At 45.4% G+C, this 14,457-nt stretch carries 17 protein-coding genes and 1 pseudogene; 6 read left to right on the top strand and 12 right to left on the bottom strand.

Features of this window, described 5'->3' with window-relative positions; all coding sequences use genetic code 11:
- Nucleotides 1–157 precede the first annotated feature (157 nt).
- Together IPL34_RS00080 and IPL34_RS00075 are read right to left on the bottom strand one after the other, a co-directional pair.
- Complete coding sequence (locus IPL34_RS00080) at nucleotides 158–1,537, bottom strand: FAD-linked oxidase C-terminal domain-containing protein (RefSeq protein ID WP_296835808.1); 1,380 nt, start codon at nucleotides 1,535–1,537, stop codon at nucleotides 158–160.
- 52 nt (nucleotides 1,538–1,589) lie between these two features.
- A complete protein-coding gene (locus IPL34_RS00075) occupies nucleotides 1,590–1,997 on the bottom strand; it encodes a PaaI family thioesterase (protein WP_296835805.1) in 408 nt (135 codons plus the stop codon).
- 99 nt (nucleotides 1,998–2,096) lie between these two features.
- Between IPL34_RS00075 and IPL34_RS00070 the strand changes: the two genes are divergently transcribed.
- Complete coding sequence (locus IPL34_RS00070) at nucleotides 2,097–3,653, top strand: ATP-binding protein (RefSeq protein WP_296835802.1); 1,557 nt, start codon at nucleotides 2,097–2,099, stop codon at nucleotides 3,651–3,653.
- Nucleotides 3,654–3,685: 32 nt separating this feature from the next.
- On the opposite strand, the gene IPL34_RS20705 is transcribed toward IPL34_RS00070, so the two are convergent.
- The 3 genes from IPL34_RS20705 to IPL34_RS20695 all read right to left on the bottom strand — a co-directional run bounded on the left by IPL34_RS20705 (nucleotide 3,686) and on the right by IPL34_RS20695 (nucleotide 4,812).
- Entirely contained in the window at nucleotides 3,686–4,201 is a 516-nt protein-coding gene (locus tag IPL34_RS20705; RefSeq protein ID WP_366931012.1) for an FAD-dependent oxidoreductase, read from the bottom strand.
- 208 nt (nucleotides 4,202–4,409) lie between these two features.
- A complete protein-coding gene (locus tag IPL34_RS20700; RefSeq protein WP_366931011.1) occupies nucleotides 4,410–4,643 on the bottom strand; it encodes a hypothetical protein in 234 nt (77 codons plus the stop codon).
- Nucleotides 4,644–4,683: 40 nt separating this feature from the next.
- Complete coding sequence (locus IPL34_RS20695) at nucleotides 4,684–4,812, bottom strand: NAD(P)-binding protein (RefSeq protein WP_366931010.1); 129 nt, start codon at nucleotides 4,810–4,812, stop codon at nucleotides 4,684–4,686.
- 193 nt (nucleotides 4,813–5,005) lie between these two features.
- Here IPL34_RS20695 and IPL34_RS00060 point away from each other — a divergent pair, with 193 nt between their 5' ends.
- Entirely contained in the window at nucleotides 5,006–6,061 is a 1,056-nt protein-coding gene (locus IPL34_RS00060; protein ID WP_296835797.1) for a cupredoxin family protein, read from the top strand.
- A gap of 180 nt (nucleotides 6,062–6,241) precedes the next feature.
- Nucleotides 6,242–7,438, top strand: coding sequence for a hypothetical protein (locus IPL34_RS00055; RefSeq protein WP_296835795.1), 1,197 nt, complete (start codon nucleotides 6,242–6,244; stop codon nucleotides 7,436–7,438).
- A 2-nt stretch (nucleotides 7,439–7,440) separates the two neighbouring features.
- Here the strand turns inward: IPL34_RS00055 and IPL34_RS00050 are convergent, their stop codons facing one another.
- From IPL34_RS00050 to IPL34_RS00020, 7 genes and pseudogenes are all read right to left on the bottom strand, one after another.
- The gene (locus tag IPL34_RS00050) at nucleotides 7,441–8,472 is read right to left on the bottom strand and encodes an AbrB family transcriptional regulator (RefSeq protein ID WP_296835793.1); all 1,032 of its coding nucleotides are present in this window, start codon (nucleotides 8,470–8,472) and stop codon (nucleotides 7,441–7,443) included.
- Nucleotides 8,473–8,602: 130 nt separating this feature from the next.
- Nucleotides 8,603–8,887, bottom strand: coding sequence for a hypothetical protein (locus IPL34_RS00045; RefSeq protein WP_296835791.1), 285 nt, complete (start codon nucleotides 8,885–8,887; stop codon nucleotides 8,603–8,605).
- On the bottom strand, nucleotides 8,884–9,501 hold the full coding sequence (locus IPL34_RS00040; RefSeq protein WP_296835789.1) for an IS4 family transposase: 618 nt from the start codon (nucleotides 9,499–9,501) through the stop codon (nucleotides 8,884–8,886). The genes IPL34_RS00045 and IPL34_RS00040 overlap by 4 nt, the downstream gene beginning before the upstream one ends.
- Nucleotides 9,417–9,740 carry a hypothetical protein gene (locus IPL34_RS00035; protein WP_296835786.1) on the bottom strand — a complete coding sequence of 108 codons (324 nt, stop codon included), beginning with the start codon at nucleotides 9,738–9,740 and terminating at the stop codon, nucleotides 9,417–9,419. Before IPL34_RS00035 ends, IPL34_RS00040 begins: the two co-directional genes overlap by 85 nt.
- A 74-nt stretch (nucleotides 9,741–9,814) precedes the next feature.
- Nucleotides 9,815–11,286: pseudogene (locus IPL34_RS00030) on the bottom strand (tripartite tricarboxylate transporter permease).
- A 12-nt stretch (nucleotides 11,287–11,298) separates the two neighbouring features.
- Entirely contained in the window at nucleotides 11,299–11,739 is a 441-nt protein-coding gene (locus IPL34_RS00025; protein ID WP_296835783.1) for a tripartite tricarboxylate transporter TctB family protein, read from the bottom strand.
- A gap of 17 nt (nucleotides 11,740–11,756) precedes the next feature.
- Nucleotides 11,757–12,740, bottom strand: coding sequence for a tripartite tricarboxylate transporter substrate-binding protein (locus tag IPL34_RS00020; RefSeq protein WP_296835781.1), 984 nt, complete (start codon nucleotides 12,738–12,740; stop codon nucleotides 11,757–11,759).
- Nucleotides 12,741–13,130: 390 nt separating this feature from the next.
- Between IPL34_RS00020 and ndhC the strand changes: the two genes are divergently transcribed.
- From ndhC to IPL34_RS00005, 3 genes are all read left to right on the top strand, one after another.
- Complete coding sequence (ndhC, locus tag IPL34_RS00015) at nucleotides 13,131–13,487, top strand: NADH-quinone oxidoreductase subunit A (protein ID WP_296835778.1); 357 nt, start codon at nucleotides 13,131–13,133, stop codon at nucleotides 13,485–13,487.
- A complete protein-coding gene (locus IPL34_RS00010) occupies nucleotides 13,478–13,954 on the top strand; it encodes an NADH-quinone oxidoreductase subunit B family protein (RefSeq protein ID WP_296835775.1) in 477 nt (158 codons plus the stop codon). Before ndhC ends, IPL34_RS00010 begins: the two co-directional genes overlap by 10 nt.
- An 8-nt stretch (nucleotides 13,955–13,962) precedes the next feature.
- A partial coding sequence (locus IPL34_RS00005; protein WP_296835772.1) for an NADH-quinone oxidoreductase subunit C occupies nucleotides 13,963–14,457 on the top strand: 495 nt, incomplete at its 3' end.

The raw sequence follows: 14,457 nt of genomic DNA, 5'->3' as shown, positions 1-14,457 counted from the left end.
GGTACACTAGGCGGCTAATGGGTAAGGCTTAACAGACACGCGGTGAATACATCCCTGTACGCTCTTTGTCGCATCCCTGCGACAAAACGGTCTGTTAACCCTTACCCATTATCCTTAGAAAGCAGCTTAGCTTGATATGCATTAAAGAGGTATTACATTAAAGACTAAAAATCTTCCCCGGATTCATAATATTGTGTGGATCCAGTGCTCGTTTAATCAGGCGCATCACTTCCACTGTGTTCTCTCCTAATTCAGCACTTAAATACTTTTGTTTACCTTGACCAATGCCATGTTCGCCCGTACAAGTGCCGCCCATTTTAATAGCACGTTCGCTCAGGCGAGCCATGAAGCTTTCAGCCTTTTCAATCTCATGCGGGTTGTTTACATCAATCAATAGCGACACATGAAAATTACCATCACCCACATGCCCAACTATAGGCGCAATTAAACCTGTTGCTTCAATATCGGCGCGGGTTTCAGCTACACAATCGGCTAATCTTGAAATCGGTACACAGGCATCGGTGGCGCAAGGCTTACAGTCAGGGCGCAACGATTGCACTGCAAAATAGGCTTGATGGCGAGCTTTCCATAATTGAGATAATTGGCTCTCATCACTAGACCAATTAAAAGTATCAGCGCCGTGTTCTTTCGCAATCTCGGCAAAGGTGTCAGCCTGTTCTGCTACCCCCAAGGCACTACCATGAAATTCGACAAATAGCGTGGGTTGTTCAGGCATAGTGAGTTTGGAATAGTTATTACACGCTTTGACTTGTAATTCATCCAGCAACTCAATACGTGCCACCGGAATACCATATTGAATGGTTTGAATCACGGCAAGGCAGGCGGCATTGACACTAGGAAAAGCACATACTCCACCTGCGACTACTTCAGGGCGACCAAACACTTTGACGGTTAATTCACTGATCAAGCCTAAAGTCCCCTCAGCACCTATAAATAAGCGTGTGAGGTCATAGCCTGCCGCACTTTTTTTGGCACGACTGGCGGTTTTAATCACTTCACCCGTAGCCGTGATCACCTCTAGATTTAAAATGACATCTTTCATTGTGCCGTAGCGTACTGCATTAGTGCCTGAGGCACGGGTGGAGGTCATACCGCCTAAGGTCGCATTAGCCCCAGGATCAATGGGGAAAAATAGTCCTGTATGACGTAAAGTTTGATTAAGCGCTTCTCGCGTAACGCCGGGTTGCACGGTAACTGCTAAATCCTCAGCGTGAATTTCGAGTACTTGATTCATAGTGGATAGATCAATACACACCCCACCGAGCGGTGCATTGACATGACCCTCTAAAGACGAACCAATTCCAAAAGGAATAATGGGACACTGATAGTTCGCCGCCAGTTTAACCGCATCAATGAGCATCTGCTTATTATGAGCCAATAACACCCCATCCGCCGGTTGGTTAGTCAGCCAAGTCTGAGTATGGGCGTGTTGTTGGCGAGTAGTAAGATTCGTGGAGAAGTCTTTGCCAAAATGATCAGCAAAAGCTTGTAGAGCAGCAGCGTGTCTAGCGGTCATGATAGTGTCTCAAGAAAGAAGCATTGAGTTAGAGCTTACGGTAATTCGCAGTTTATTGCTTGGGCGGAATAGAATAAGTACCTACTGCGTGGGCAACAGGTTCGTCTTCACCCTCTGAATAAATACTCACCTCACCCACTGCCAGCACTTTACCCAATTTAAGTAGGGTACAAACGCCAATTAGGTCTTTATCTGCCTGAGGTTTACGTAAAAAATTAATATTGAGATTGGTGGTAACGGCTAGAGGCACTAAACCAATAGTTCCTAAAATGGCTGCATATAAGGCTACATCGGCGAGTAACATCATGGTAGGTCCTGATACCGTGCCTCCCGGACGCAATGCGGAAACATCGACTTTATAGCGCACCGTACTACTGCGCTCACCGACTTGCTCGACTACGGCTGGGCATTGTGGGAATTCATGGGATAAAAAGGTATTGAGTTGTTGTGCACTAAGCATAGCTATCCTCGCTAATAGTTTAGTGGGATAGTAAAGAAAGTTAGCGCCCTAGAGAAGCGTGCTAAACTAGGCTTACGTCCAATTAGGTCTTAGCTCACCATGACAGCACGTAAAAAATTGCCCATCGGTATTCAAACCTTCCGCGAAATTCGTGAAAATAACTATTACTACGTCGATAAAACCGCGTTAGCCCTTAGTCTGATAGAGTCAGGTAAACACTATTTTCTCTCCCGTCCGCGTCGCTTTGGTAAGAGCCTATTTCTGGATACGCTTAAAGAACTGTTTGAAGGCAATGAACTTCTATTTAGAGGCTTAGCCATCCACGATCAATGGGATTGGTCGGTACAATATCCAGTACTACGCTTTAGTTTTGGGCGTAATAATTATAATGTTCATTCTGCATTAAAAGAGTCGCTGCATCAGCAATTAAGTTATTTTGAGCGTATTTTAGATATGCCACCGCGATTAGAGGATGTGGGGGGGCGTTTTGCGGATTTGATTGATAGGTTGACCGAGCAAACCAATTTACCCTTAGTGATTCTAATCGATGAATACGACAAACCCATCTTAGACGCGCTCGAAAATCGTGAATTAGCGAGTGCGAATCGAGATTTTCTACGCGGTTTTTACAGTACGATCAAAGACTATGACGCCAAGATCAAATTTAGTTTATTGACCGGAGTGACTAAATTCTCCAAGGTGAGCTTATTTTCGGGCTTGAACAACCTCAAAGATATTACTCTTGATAAACGCTACAGCACCCTATGCGGGTATACCGATCAGGATATAGACACCGTGTTTGCCCCAGAGTTGGAGGGCTTAGACCGAGACAGTATTCGCTATTGGTATAACGGATATAACTGGCTAGGGGAGGGCGTTTATAATCCCTTTGATGTCCTCAATCTGTTTGATCGCCGCGAATTTAAAAACTACTGGTTTGAAACGGGAACACCCACCTTCCTGATTCGCCACCTAGCCAATAATCAATTCTTCACTCCCAATTTAGAACAACTCCAATCCGATGAAGCCCTACTCTCAGCCTTTGATATTGACCATATCAGTAATGAAGCGCTGTTGTTTCAAACGGGCTATTTAACTATTCATCAAGTCGAACAACCCCTGCTCGGCTATTGGTTTTACACCTTGGGCTACCCCAATCATGAAGTGAAAAGCAGTCTCAATAGCAGCCTACTGAGTGCCTATGGGGTGAATGAAAGCTTGGCTCTACGCAATCGTATTAACCTGATTAAAATCCTGCAACGTAATGCGGTAGAAGAACTCCAAGGCTTATTCCACGCCTTTTTCGCCAGTATTCCGCATCAATGGTATGACAGCAGCCGAGGGGTATTAGCGCAGTATGAAGGCTACTATGCTTCCATTTTTTACTCCCATTTTGCCGCGCTAGGGATTGACACCATAGTCGAAGATAGTTCGAGCTTGGGGCGTCTAGACATGGCGGTGAAATTCAGCGGGCGCATTTACTTATTTGAATTCAAAGTGCTTGAGCATAGCTCAGAGGGCGAAGCGCTTAGACAAATCCATGACAAGCGCTATGCGGACAAGTATCGGGCATTGAATCAGCCCTTATACTTAATTGGTGTGGAGTTTAGTAAGGTCACACGTAATATTGTCGGCTTTGCCATTGAGCAGGATTAGGCGTGTTAAATACCTAACCCTGCTCAAGTGCATTAACGGTATTTGCGCAAATATACTTTTTCAAAGCCACGTTTTGCCCAATGGAATGCACGGCAATTAGGTAATAGTGTGCTACCTGTCTCAGTGCGTTTAATCAACATACCTTTTTCATTCGAGTCCACGATACAAATCAGCTCGACTTTAAACGTATGATCGGCAGGTTTACCCTTGATTTCAGCTAGTAAATTTTTTGCAGCCGCTTCTGCTTGTAAGTCCGCCATATGCGCTTGTTTAGGCATCCAATCAGGTCCCGGAAAACTACCCGAATCGCCCGCCACATAAACCTTATCCAAGCCTGCTACTTTACAATGCTTATCGGCTTGTACTAAACCGCCCGCAGAGCGCGGTAATTCACTATTATCAAACCACGAATTACCCGTCATACCCGGCATAAATAAAATCAAATCAGCAGCAAATTCACCACCCTCGGTTTTGACTTTATTCGCCTCAAAGCCTTTCATTTTATGTCCTAAATGACGCTCTATACCGCGCTTTTCCATTTCAGCCATTAAGCCTGCTACCGCTTTTTCGCCTAAGCGATTACCGGGTTTCTCTGCGGGACTGAAAAGACTAATTTAAATTGGTCACGGCGACCTTGCTTGCGTAATAAGGTATCAATGCCAAATAGGTATTCAAACATCGGCACCGCGCGCATCGCAGTAGGCTCATTAGGATTACCTGCAAAACCAATAGCAATCGTGCCGCTTTGCAGTGCTTTTAAACGATCACGGATTTTTTCCGCTGCATCGACCCCTTCACAGGGCGTAATAGCGTGTTCAATGCCGGGAGCTTTTTTATAAATTGTCCACCGGAGGCAATAATAACGCCGTCGCTAGTGACCATACCTTGATCGGTTTCGATAGTGCGTCCACCGTCTTTTAAGCCCGTTACTTTTGCGGCTTTAAATTGCACATTCATACGTTTGAGAAAATTATCGAGTGGAATCACCACATCTTCACGAGTCCGTAAGCCGCTAGGAATCCAGATGGTACTAGGCAGGTAATGTAATTCGGCCTTTAGGTGAAATGAGGGTAATATCAATGGTTTTGTCTAGTTTGCGCAGGGTGCGAATCGCGGTTAGTCCCGCAAAACCTGCACCAATCACGGCGATATGAGTCATGTTGTTACCTTAGAAAAAAGATGTATGCATGGAAAGGGTTATGCAGGGCAGACCCTTGAAAGTCAAGTATGACAATAGGGGAGTACTTTAGTGGGATAATTGACAATCAACCTTGATAACTCACAATACTGACTGGCTAAAGTCCCAACATTGGGCTTATAAATTAAGCTATCCATCTAAATAGGAGTCCACTATGGCAAGTACGGAGCCAGCGCACCAAGGTAGTTTTGCGAGTCAACATTTGTCGATGATTTGCAAATATATTGGCATTAGCTTTGTCGCAGGGGCAGTGAGTCATGGCGTGTTTTCGGGTTTGCGCTCCCTAATGACGGCGGGTATTGGGGTTGTTATGTTTCTCATAGGGCAGTTTATTGAGACACGCCAAAAGGGAGATACCAGAGGTTTGGGGTTATCGCTGTTATTAGGCGCACTCTTAGCCATAGGGATGGGCTTTTTTACGGGAAGTTTGCAGCATTTCCCCGATTCACCAGAGCGTAGTTTATGGGTCGTACCACTGGGTTTTGCTATGACTTTAGCGGCTTTGATTTGGATGAATAAGGAGCAACTCACGGGTAATATTAAGCGCTATGCAGCCGCCTCGTTTGTGGTGGTAGGGGCGATTTCATTAGGGGCACATCAGTATTTTACAGCGAACCCTTGGGTAGATGATCATGGTGGTCACAGTCATGGTGAGGTAGTCACACAAGAATCTACTACAGGGCAAGAATCAGCCGCACACGATCACTCAATTCATGATCATGTAGCGCCATCTGCACCAGTCGTAGCACAAGCTAGCAATACGAGCGCTACTCCGTCTCATGACCACTCAGCCCACGATCACAGTGCACACGACCATGGAACCCAAGTTAGTGCTATTGGTCAAGCAGGTGATCCAGCTAAGGTCGAGCGCGTTATTCATGTGACTATGGATGACACGATGCGTTATGAGCCTAGCTCTATTAATGTTAAAGAAGGTGAAACAGTACTTTTGATTGTGGAAAATAAAGGGCAATTAAAACACGAGCTGACTTTAGGTGATCCAGCATTCTTAAAAGAGCATGCGGCACAAATGCTTAAGTTTCCCAATATGGAGCACAATGATCCTAATATGGTAGCGCTAGAAGCGGGAGCAAAGGGTGAAATCATTTGGCAGTTTACTCAAGCCGGTACAGTGGATTTTGCATGTTTACAGCCCGGACATTTTGAAGCAGGCATGAGGGGCGCGGTGACGGTGAAAAAAGATTCTTAATACTCAAAAGCTATTAAGTGCACGGCTATTACTAAACACTCCGATTTCAGTCTGCTAACTATAGCCGTTAGCACAAAACCTGCTCTTATTAACTACCCACTTAGCGGCACAATCTGAGTTATTAAAAATGAGGACAGATTATCCTCATTGCATAGTAATAATGATAGTGCAGGGGTTGGTATGTTTGCGGGTTCATCTACTACATTGTCTTTACAACATATTGCGATGTTGTGCCGTTATATCGGCATCAGCTTTATTGCCGGTGCTGTCAGTCATGGCGCTTTTAGCAATACTCGTTCCTTGATGACCGCAGGCATTGGCGTAGTATTTTTCGTTTTGGGACAAATGATTGAGTATTTTACTGCGGAGCGTTTCAATCATAATGGTTTAATCAAATCCTTAATCCTAGGTACTGTGTTAGCTATTGGCTTGGGATTATTTACCGGAGGATTACAGCACTTTCCTGATTCACCGGATCGTAGCTTATGGGTAGTGCCCTTAGGTTTTATTATGTCATTAGTGGCTTTGTTGTGGAGTGTGGAGCAAGACACGTTAGGGCATTGGAAAAGTTATGCTTCCGCTGCTGTAGTATTAGTGGGGGCGGGGTCTTTAGCCGCGCATCAGTACTTTAAAGCCTATCCTGACCCCTTAGCCCATGAACAGCAAGACATTAACCCTGTCGCGTTAAACCCTCAGACTATAGTCCATGATTCTCCTACGCTGGTCTCTACCGTAAATCATCCTCATGCACCAGCCTCTAATGACTCTAGTACTGCTTTAACAACTCAATTTATACCAAGTCCACTTCCCACCCCTGAACAAGTAGTGGCTCAAGCGGCTGAGCGTGAGCAGTTAGAACAGCTAGTCGGTGCAGAGTTAACAGGTCAAGCACCCCTAGAACCCACAATACTCACTTCTGTACCACCACAGGCAACCGTTGCCTCATCAAGCCGTCATTTAAGCAAAATACCTAGCTTTAGCTCCGCACAAGATCATTATAGTGCTCCAGCGATTGGGCGCTATGGTGAGGCGGCTTATGTGGATCGTGTGGTCGAAATTACCATGTTGGATTCATTACGCTATGAGCCTAATCTGATTATGGTAAGGCAAAATGAAACCATCCGCTTTGTGATTCATAACCGAGGCTTAGTGAAACAAGACTGGACTCTAGGGCAAAGTGCTCCCTTACGCACTTTAGCACAGCAATTAGTGCTAGAGCCTAGTACTCCTGTCAATCCACTTTTGACGTTAGCCCCCGGACACAGTGGAGAGTTGATTTGGCAATTTACGGAGGTAGGCAATGTGGATTTTGCTTCCTTACAACCTGGTCAATATGGAGCAGGCATGGTAGGGCGGGTGATGGTAATGCCCTATTGAGCCTAAGAACTACGCTTCAGCCAAGTCATAATCCACGGTAACGTGAGCACCAGCCCCACAATACGTGATAGATGATGTATAGCTACATAAGCAGGGTCGTAGTGTAGAGCCATTGCCACCGCCGCCATCGCCTCAACGCCCCCCGGAGAATAAGCAACCCATACCTGTCCAAACGGTAATTGCAATAATAGGGCGACCCCATAAGCCATCATAGCCGCAATGATACTGCTTAATGTGACACTCGCTATCGCAGCTCCGGTGTAGAGCTTTAACTCATGGCGTTGCATACCGTTAAAACGAGTACCTACACTGCTACCGATTACAATAAAGGCAGCCACAATAAGCGGTTGTGGCATGATACCTTTAATGAGGCTAGTGCCATGCCCTAAAGCACTGAGAGCTAAGCCCGCCATAATATAAGCAGCAGGGAAGTGAATTTTGTCTAGGACTAAAGCCAATAGAAAAGCACTGGCAAATAAACTAGGTAATAGTGCATAAGCCATTACCCCCTGTAGTGCAGCAGTATTATTAGTGCCTTGTAAATCTAAGCCTCCAATAATCACAGGTAAAACCGCCATGACTAATATCAGGCGTAATCCCTGCAAGACAATAATGGCGCGTTCATTACCGTAACCACTTTGTGCTAAAGCAATGACCGAGGACAAGGCGCCCGGACTGGAGGCGAGTAAACCTGTTTCTACACTATGCCCATAGAATCGTGCTAAGAGCCAAGTATTGGCATACATCATTAAGATAACGGTGATAGTAAGCGCCAGTAAGCTTAGAGGCCAACGTCCCACCAGCGCTAGATTTTCCGGTGTAATCCCACTGCCTAGCGAGCAACCTAAAACCACAAAGCTGATATTGCGTAACAGATTCGAGCTAGCGGTCTTAAGCCCCGCCAGCGTTGCAATAGACACTAAAATAGCACTCCCCAGCAGGGGAGCGACGGGGAGCTTGAGTAGTGTTCCTAGTCCCGCACCTAACAAACCCAATAGTAGTGTTTGCGAAATGATGCGGGAAGGTAACTTCATAATTATATTGATAATACTACATTAGTTAAGGGCGTTGTGACTGACGTGCTCGCATAACACGGCTAATAACAATGGGTAAAGCCACGACCAGTACGGCAAATACATAGAGTCTCTGTACACGACAATTCGCTTAACTCATTGAATCTTTTTCAAAAGAAAATCGCCTGAGTTTCATCCGTCCATCCTCGATCGCCATGAATTGTGGTGGACAAAGGAACAGAAGCAGCAGCCTAAGCCTATCCACTTTTTCCCGTACCCTTCCATTCAATAAATCGGTCAAGTAGTCCAAGCCGTAACGGAAGACACTTTGCTCTTTGCGTCCATGTTTTTTCGTCTTCAAAGGCTTGACGGCTTTTTCCTTCCATTCGCCGACTTTGTGCGCCCAACAGAAGCCAATGGCAAGCAACGCCATCATCTTTTTGATGCGAGGGGTTTGGTGAAGTGAGTGGCTTCCATGTGAAAACCACGCCCTTTCAAGCATTGGAACAGGTTTTCAATTTCCCAACGTAGCCGATAAGTGCCAATGGGATCAGCCGTGTAGTGGTTGCTGGCGATAATCAACAACTCACCACTGGGCAGCTTTGAGCCACTGAGCCAAACCCATTCCCCGCTAACGTCGCGACGGTGACGGAGAACGCGCCGTTTACCCGGCTTGAGGTTGGCAAACAGCGAGCGGACATGCGCCTCTTTTTTGTGTTTGTCGGTCATCAACTGATTACCCTTGATACGAATCAAGTAGGGAATCTCTTTGGAAGACAACCACTTCCACCATTGACCACCAATAAACTCACGGTCAGCCAACACACCCAAGATGTTGTTGCGCCCGAATTGGCTGATAAATCGTTGCAGCAGGGCAATACGTTCACGTTGGTTAGAATTACCGCGTTTGTTCAACACCATCCAGTAAACGGGGATAGCCGCACCTTGGTAAACAACCGCCAAAGTCAGGAGATTGAGGTTGGATTTGCCCCATTTCCAGTTGGTTCTGTCGAGTGTGAGGTAGTATTGTTGACCACTAAAGGCGAACATTCCCATAAGAAAATGGGCAATGTCATTGTAATTAAAGAACACTTGGCTAAAAAGCGTTGCATCCGTCGATAGCGGGAACCAATGTCGGTGTCAGAATCTATGTGTACCGCCAACAACGCCAAATTCATTTGTCGCGCACTCAGCAAAGTATGCAGCATTCCCACAAAACAATCCAAACGGGGCTTGCCCCAACTCAAGTGGGCTTTTAAACTGTCACGTAGTCCATCGCTCAGATCCATTTTGCTCTCCTGTGTGGTAACTAGAGAGTAAAACATAGGAGCGGTGGACTTTCACCATCTCCATGACAAACATGCTAAATCAATAAGTTAGTGGTTTTGTCGTGTACAGAGACATAGAGTATAATGCTATTAGTCGATTGCACTAGAATAGACCAATCCCCTCCTGAAATAGAGAGTGCTCTGCGTAAGTTGTCTTCAAATAAATGACCCAATACTACGCCTAGAATGACCGGAGCTAATGAAAACTCTAGTTTCTTTAACACCCAACCTAATACCCCTAAACCGACAGCTAGATATAGATCAAAAGGGTTACCCACTACCGAATAAACCCCAATGAATGCTAACACAGCAATCATAGGTGTGAGATATTGTTGTGGTATGGTGAGTAAGCGAGCAAATAGTCCTACAAGCGGTAGATTAATCACTAATAAAGCCACATTACCGATATACATCGAGGCAATAAGACCCCAAGCAATTTCAGGCTTTTGCTGGAATAACATAGGGCCTGGGGTGATATTAAACAGTAATAACGCGCCTAATAAGATAGCCGTCGTACCAGACCCCGGAATCCCTAAGGTGAGCATAGGAACCATAGCGCCACCTGCAGAGGCATTATTAGCTGACTCAGGAGCGGCTAATCCACGAATATCACCCGTACCAAAGCTCTTGCCAGACTCACCCGCTAAGCGTTTTTCTGTCCCATAGGAAACCGCAGACGCCACTGATGCACCCGTTCCGGGTAATACCCCTACAATAAAGCCAATAATAGAGCAGCGCAGCATTACCCATTTAACTTTAAAAAGATCGGCCCATGAAACAAAGGTGCTATCAACGGGGAGCGTTTTTAAAGTTCCGCGTGCATAGGATTCTACTAGATGGAGTAATTCCGCCATGCCAAATAGACCAATTACTATGACAAGAAAGTCAATCCCCGCCATCAGATCAGGGCTGCCCAAAGTAAAGCGCATCACACCCGTATTGGCATCAATACCAATAGAAGCAATCATTAATCCTATAATTGCCCCTAAAAGGGTTTTAATACCATTTTTACCCACTAATGAAGCTAAGGAGGTGAATGCAAATACCATTAAAGCCACATAGTCAGCGGGGCTAAACTGCACCGCAAAAGCAGCTAAAGCAGGGGCAAAAAGTGTCATTAAAATAATCGATATAGAACCGCCCACAAAAGAGGCTACACCGGATAAAGATAATGCTCGACCTGCCTCGCCGCGCTTAGCCATGGGGCTACCATCTAAGGTAGTCATTACCGCTCCAGCATCCCCGGTACATTGAGCAAAATAGAGGAAATACGTCCCCCATATTCAGCACCGTAATAAATACCGGCCAATAAAATTAATGCCGATTCAGGGGGGAAACCTAAGCCATAAGCAATCGGTAATAAAATGGCGACCCCATTAATTGGACCAATGCCCGGCAACGCTCCAATCAGAGTGCCCAAAAAGCATCCGATCAGAACTAAAAATAAGTTGAAGGGTTGTAAGGCAACGGCAAAGCCTTGACCTAAGCCGGATAAAATAACATCCATCGCATAATCCTCTTAGAACAAGCCTTTAAAAATGCCAGCAGGTAGATTAAGAGCGAGCAATTTAGCACCTACTACATAACCTATAATCCCCGTAGCCACACCAAAAATGAGGGCTGATACGGGTTTTGCTCCTAATAAGTAGGCAGCTCCAATACAAAAACCAGCCGTAGCCAAAATGAAGCCCAAATGTTCAAACAGATAAGCATAACCAATCAGTAGTAAAACCATCAGGGTAATACGTACTAAAGCATTATGGGTAATATCAAAGTGAGCAACATCGGGTTTAAAGATAATCCAAAGGCAGCATAAGCCCGCAATGACGGACAGAATACGCCGCCAAGACTCAGGACCTAAAGGGTCATATTGAAAGGGCGCTTTAATCAGCATAAAAGCTGCCCATCCATACGCCACTACTACTAGGAGAGTAATGGCGGCAAATATTCTGTCTGCCATAGTGAGTTACTCCCTAATTATTTAGGTGCTTCTAGTAAGCCCATTTCCGTTGCAATAGTGCGCAGTTTAGCCACATCTTGCATGACATACTCTTCCATTTCTTTGCCAGCTAAATTGAGCTTAAATAAGCCTTTGTCTTTAACCGTCTTATTGAACGCATCGCTTTCATAGCTTTTCTTAAATAGCTCTACCCAAGCATTGTAAGCATCATCCGATACATTCTTGCCCATGTAATAGCCACGAATAATAGCCCATTGCACATCATAGCCTTGCTCTTTAGCGGTCGGTACTTTGTCAAAAGGTTCACCAAGACGTTCACTGTGCATGACCGCTAAAACGCGCATCGTGCCAGCTTCTAAATGTGCCGCCATTTCCGCGATGTCGCCGGTGTAGACGCCAATATTGCCACCGAGTAAAGCTGCGATAGACTCACCACCCCCATCAAAAGCGACATAGCGCATTTTTTTCGGGTCAGCACCGGCTGCTTTCATTAGTAATGCGGCTTTCATCCAATCTTGCGAGCCAACCGAGCCACCTGCACCGACTACCACACTAGCAGGATCTGCCTTGAGTGCTTCCATCAGGCCTTTGAGGTCAGTATAGGGGCTATCTGCTTTAACAATTACCGCACCGTAATCCGTTCCTGCCATAGCGACCCAACGCGCATCTTTTTCAGTCCACTCACCGTATTTACCGGTAGCAATATTGAGTAAAGAACCACTTGAAAAAGCTACAACCGCATTAGGATCATCGGTACGTGTGGTATTAAATAGGTTATAAGCAACTGCACCAATGCCACCTGGCATAAAGGTCACTTGCATAGGTGTTTCAAGGGTTTTAGCTTCTAACATGCCGGTTTGAATAATACGACAGGTAAGGTCAAAGCCACCGCCCGGTTTGGCTGGAGCCACACATTCAGGTTTTTCAGGATTAGCGGCAAAGGCTGAGAAAGGATTCAAATAGGCGAGGGCAAGTACGCTTGCCAGTACTAAACGTTTCATTAGATTCTCCTCTTAGACATATATTCACGACACGTCAGGCCAAAGTAGTGCCTTGGTGCTTAGTCTAAGGTCTTAAGCTGTCATTAACCTGTCATGACTGAGTGAGAAGGAGGTAAGTACGCTAGTTTTTTTAGGTTCACTAACTTATATTTAGCTGCGTTTATTGTTATGTTAGCGTCTATTGGATATACCAAACGGTACATCTCTTACCGTAAGTTAGCTGGGCTGGATAAAAGCATAATAGCCTATATAAAATAGGGTATATTAGGGCTGCTCTAAGAGTCAGTGATGTCTATCTATACAGATGAATAGGCAGTCTTACGAGTTCTCTTTATAGTCAATACTATTGTTGCCCCCAACATTTGGATTGCAGCATCACTAGGAGTGATCATGTTAGCAGAGTATTTACCTATCTTATTGTTTTTAGGGGTTGGTCTAGCCTTAGCTGTAGTGCTCTTAGGTTTAGGTTTATTGATGGGACCCCGCCGCCCCGATGCTGCTAAAGATTCCGCGTTTGAATGTGGCTTTGATGCCTTTGATGATGCACGGATGAAGTTTGATGTGCGCTATTATCTCGTTGCTATCCTATTTATCATTTTTGATCTTGAAATCGCTTTTTTATTTCCTTGGGCTGTGGCTTTAGAAGAGATTGGCATGGCTGGTTTAGGGGCTATGGCTATCTTTCTTGGCATTTTAATTGTTGGCTTTATTTATGAATGGAAAAAAGGAGCGCTGGAATGGGAATAGAAGGCGTTCTAGAAAAAGGGTTTGTCACCACCTCAGCCGATAAGTTGATCAATTGGGCGCGGACAGGTTCGATGTGGCCCATGACCTTTGGTTTAGCCTGTTGCGCGGTTGAGATGATGCATGCGGGTGCATCGCGTTATGATCTTGATCGCTTTGGTATTGTATTTCGTCCTAGTCCGCGCCAATCGGATGTAATGATTGTAGCGGGGACACTCACTAATAAAATGGCGCCAGCCTTACGTAAAGTCTATGACCAAATGGCGGAACCGCGCTGGGTTATCTCTATGGGGTCGTGTGCGAATGGTGGGGGCTATTACCATTATTCCTATGCAGTAGTGCGGGGTTGTGATCGTATTATTCCTGTCGATATTTATGTACCCGGTTGTCCGCCTACAGCGGAAGCATTGCTCTATGGCATTATCCAGTTACAAAATAAAATTCGTCGTACTAATACGATTGCGCGGTAGCCCTGACTATGAATTACTTAGAGAAACTCAATGAGTATTTAAAGGATGGTTTGGGTGCACGTATTTTACGTTCCAAATTAGTCTTAAATGAGCTGACCTTAGATGTGCCTCCTGAGCAATGGTTAGAAGTCTGTAATTTCCTCCGCTATGACAATGCCACACAGTTTGAGCAGTTGATTGATTTGTGTGGGGTGGACTATCTCGCTTATGGCAATAGTGAGTGGGATGTAACCCATGCTACGGGTAGCGGCTTCAGTCGCGCAGTACAAACCTCTAATGATCCAGACCCTTTTGATTTTGCAGAAGAGGAAGCGGTCGAATTAACAGTGCCAGAGCAATTCCCCGGACGCTTTGCGGTAGTAGTGCATTTATTGTCAGTCACGAAAAATCAACGTATTCGAGTACGGACTTGGTGTGAGAGTGATCGCTTTCCGCGTATTCCGTCTTTGATTAAGGTTTGGTCATCAGCTAATTGGTACGAGCGTGAAGCGTTTGATTTATTT

Source organism: Thiofilum sp., from assembly GCF_016711335.1.
GTDB lineage: Bacteria > Pseudomonadota > Gammaproteobacteria > Thiotrichales > Thiotrichaceae > Thiofilum.
The sequence above is the reverse complement of the archived record's forward strand: the minus strand, read 5'-3'. Positions and strand labels throughout refer to the sequence as shown.

Bases quoted from the DNA above. Each gene is read 5' to 3' on its own strand.
- ndhC (WP_296835778.1), top strand. From the start codon at position 13,131: ATGTTAGCAGAGTATTTACCTATCTTATTGTTTTTAGGGGTTGGTCTA.
- IPL34_RS00040 (WP_296835789.1), bottom strand. From the start codon at position 9,501: ATGTTCGCCTTTAGTGGTCAACAATACTACCTCACACTCGACAGAACC.
- IPL34_RS00045 (WP_296835791.1), bottom strand. From the start codon at position 8,887: ATGATGGCGTTGCTTGCCATTGGCTTCTGTTGGGCGCACAAAGTCGGC.
- IPL34_RS00010 (WP_296835775.1), top strand. From the start codon at position 13,478: ATGGGAATAGAAGGCGTTCTAGAAAAAGGGTTTGTCACCACCTCAGCC.
- IPL34_RS00075 (WP_296835805.1), bottom strand. From the start codon at position 1,997: ATGCTTAGTGCACAACAACTCAATACCTTTTTATCCCATGAATTCCCA.
- IPL34_RS00020 (WP_296835781.1), bottom strand. From the start codon at position 12,740: ATGAAACGTTTAGTACTGGCAAGCGTACTTGCCCTCGCCTATTTGAAT.
- IPL34_RS00050 (WP_296835793.1), bottom strand. From the start codon at position 8,472: ATGAAGTTACCTTCCCGCATCATTTCGCAAACACTACTATTGGGTTTG.
- IPL34_RS00060 (WP_296835797.1), top strand. From the start codon at position 5,006: ATGGCAAGTACGGAGCCAGCGCACCAAGGTAGTTTTGCGAGTCAACAT.
- IPL34_RS00055 (WP_296835795.1), top strand. From the start codon at position 6,242: ATGTTTGCGGGTTCATCTACTACATTGTCTTTACAACATATTGCGATG.
- IPL34_RS00025 (WP_296835783.1), bottom strand. From the start codon at position 11,739: ATGGCAGACAGAATATTTGCCGCCATTACTCTCCTAGTAGTAGTGGCG.
- IPL34_RS20705 (WP_366931012.1), bottom strand. From the start codon at position 4,201: ATGGCTGAAATGGAAAAGCGCGGTATAGAGCGTCATTTAGGACATAAA.
- IPL34_RS00070 (WP_296835802.1), top strand. From the start codon at position 2,097: ATGACAGCACGTAAAAAATTGCCCATCGGTATTCAAACCTTCCGCGAA.
- IPL34_RS00080 (WP_296835808.1), bottom strand. From the start codon at position 1,537: ATGACCGCTAGACACGCTGCTGCTCTACAAGCTTTTGCTGATCATTTT.
- IPL34_RS00035 (WP_296835786.1), bottom strand. From the start codon at position 9,740: ATGGATCTGAGCGATGGACTACGTGACAGTTTAAAAGCCCACTTGAGT.
- IPL34_RS20695 (WP_366931010.1), bottom strand. From the start codon at position 4,812: ATGACTCATATCGCCGTGATTGGTGCAGGTTTTGCGGGACTAACCGCG.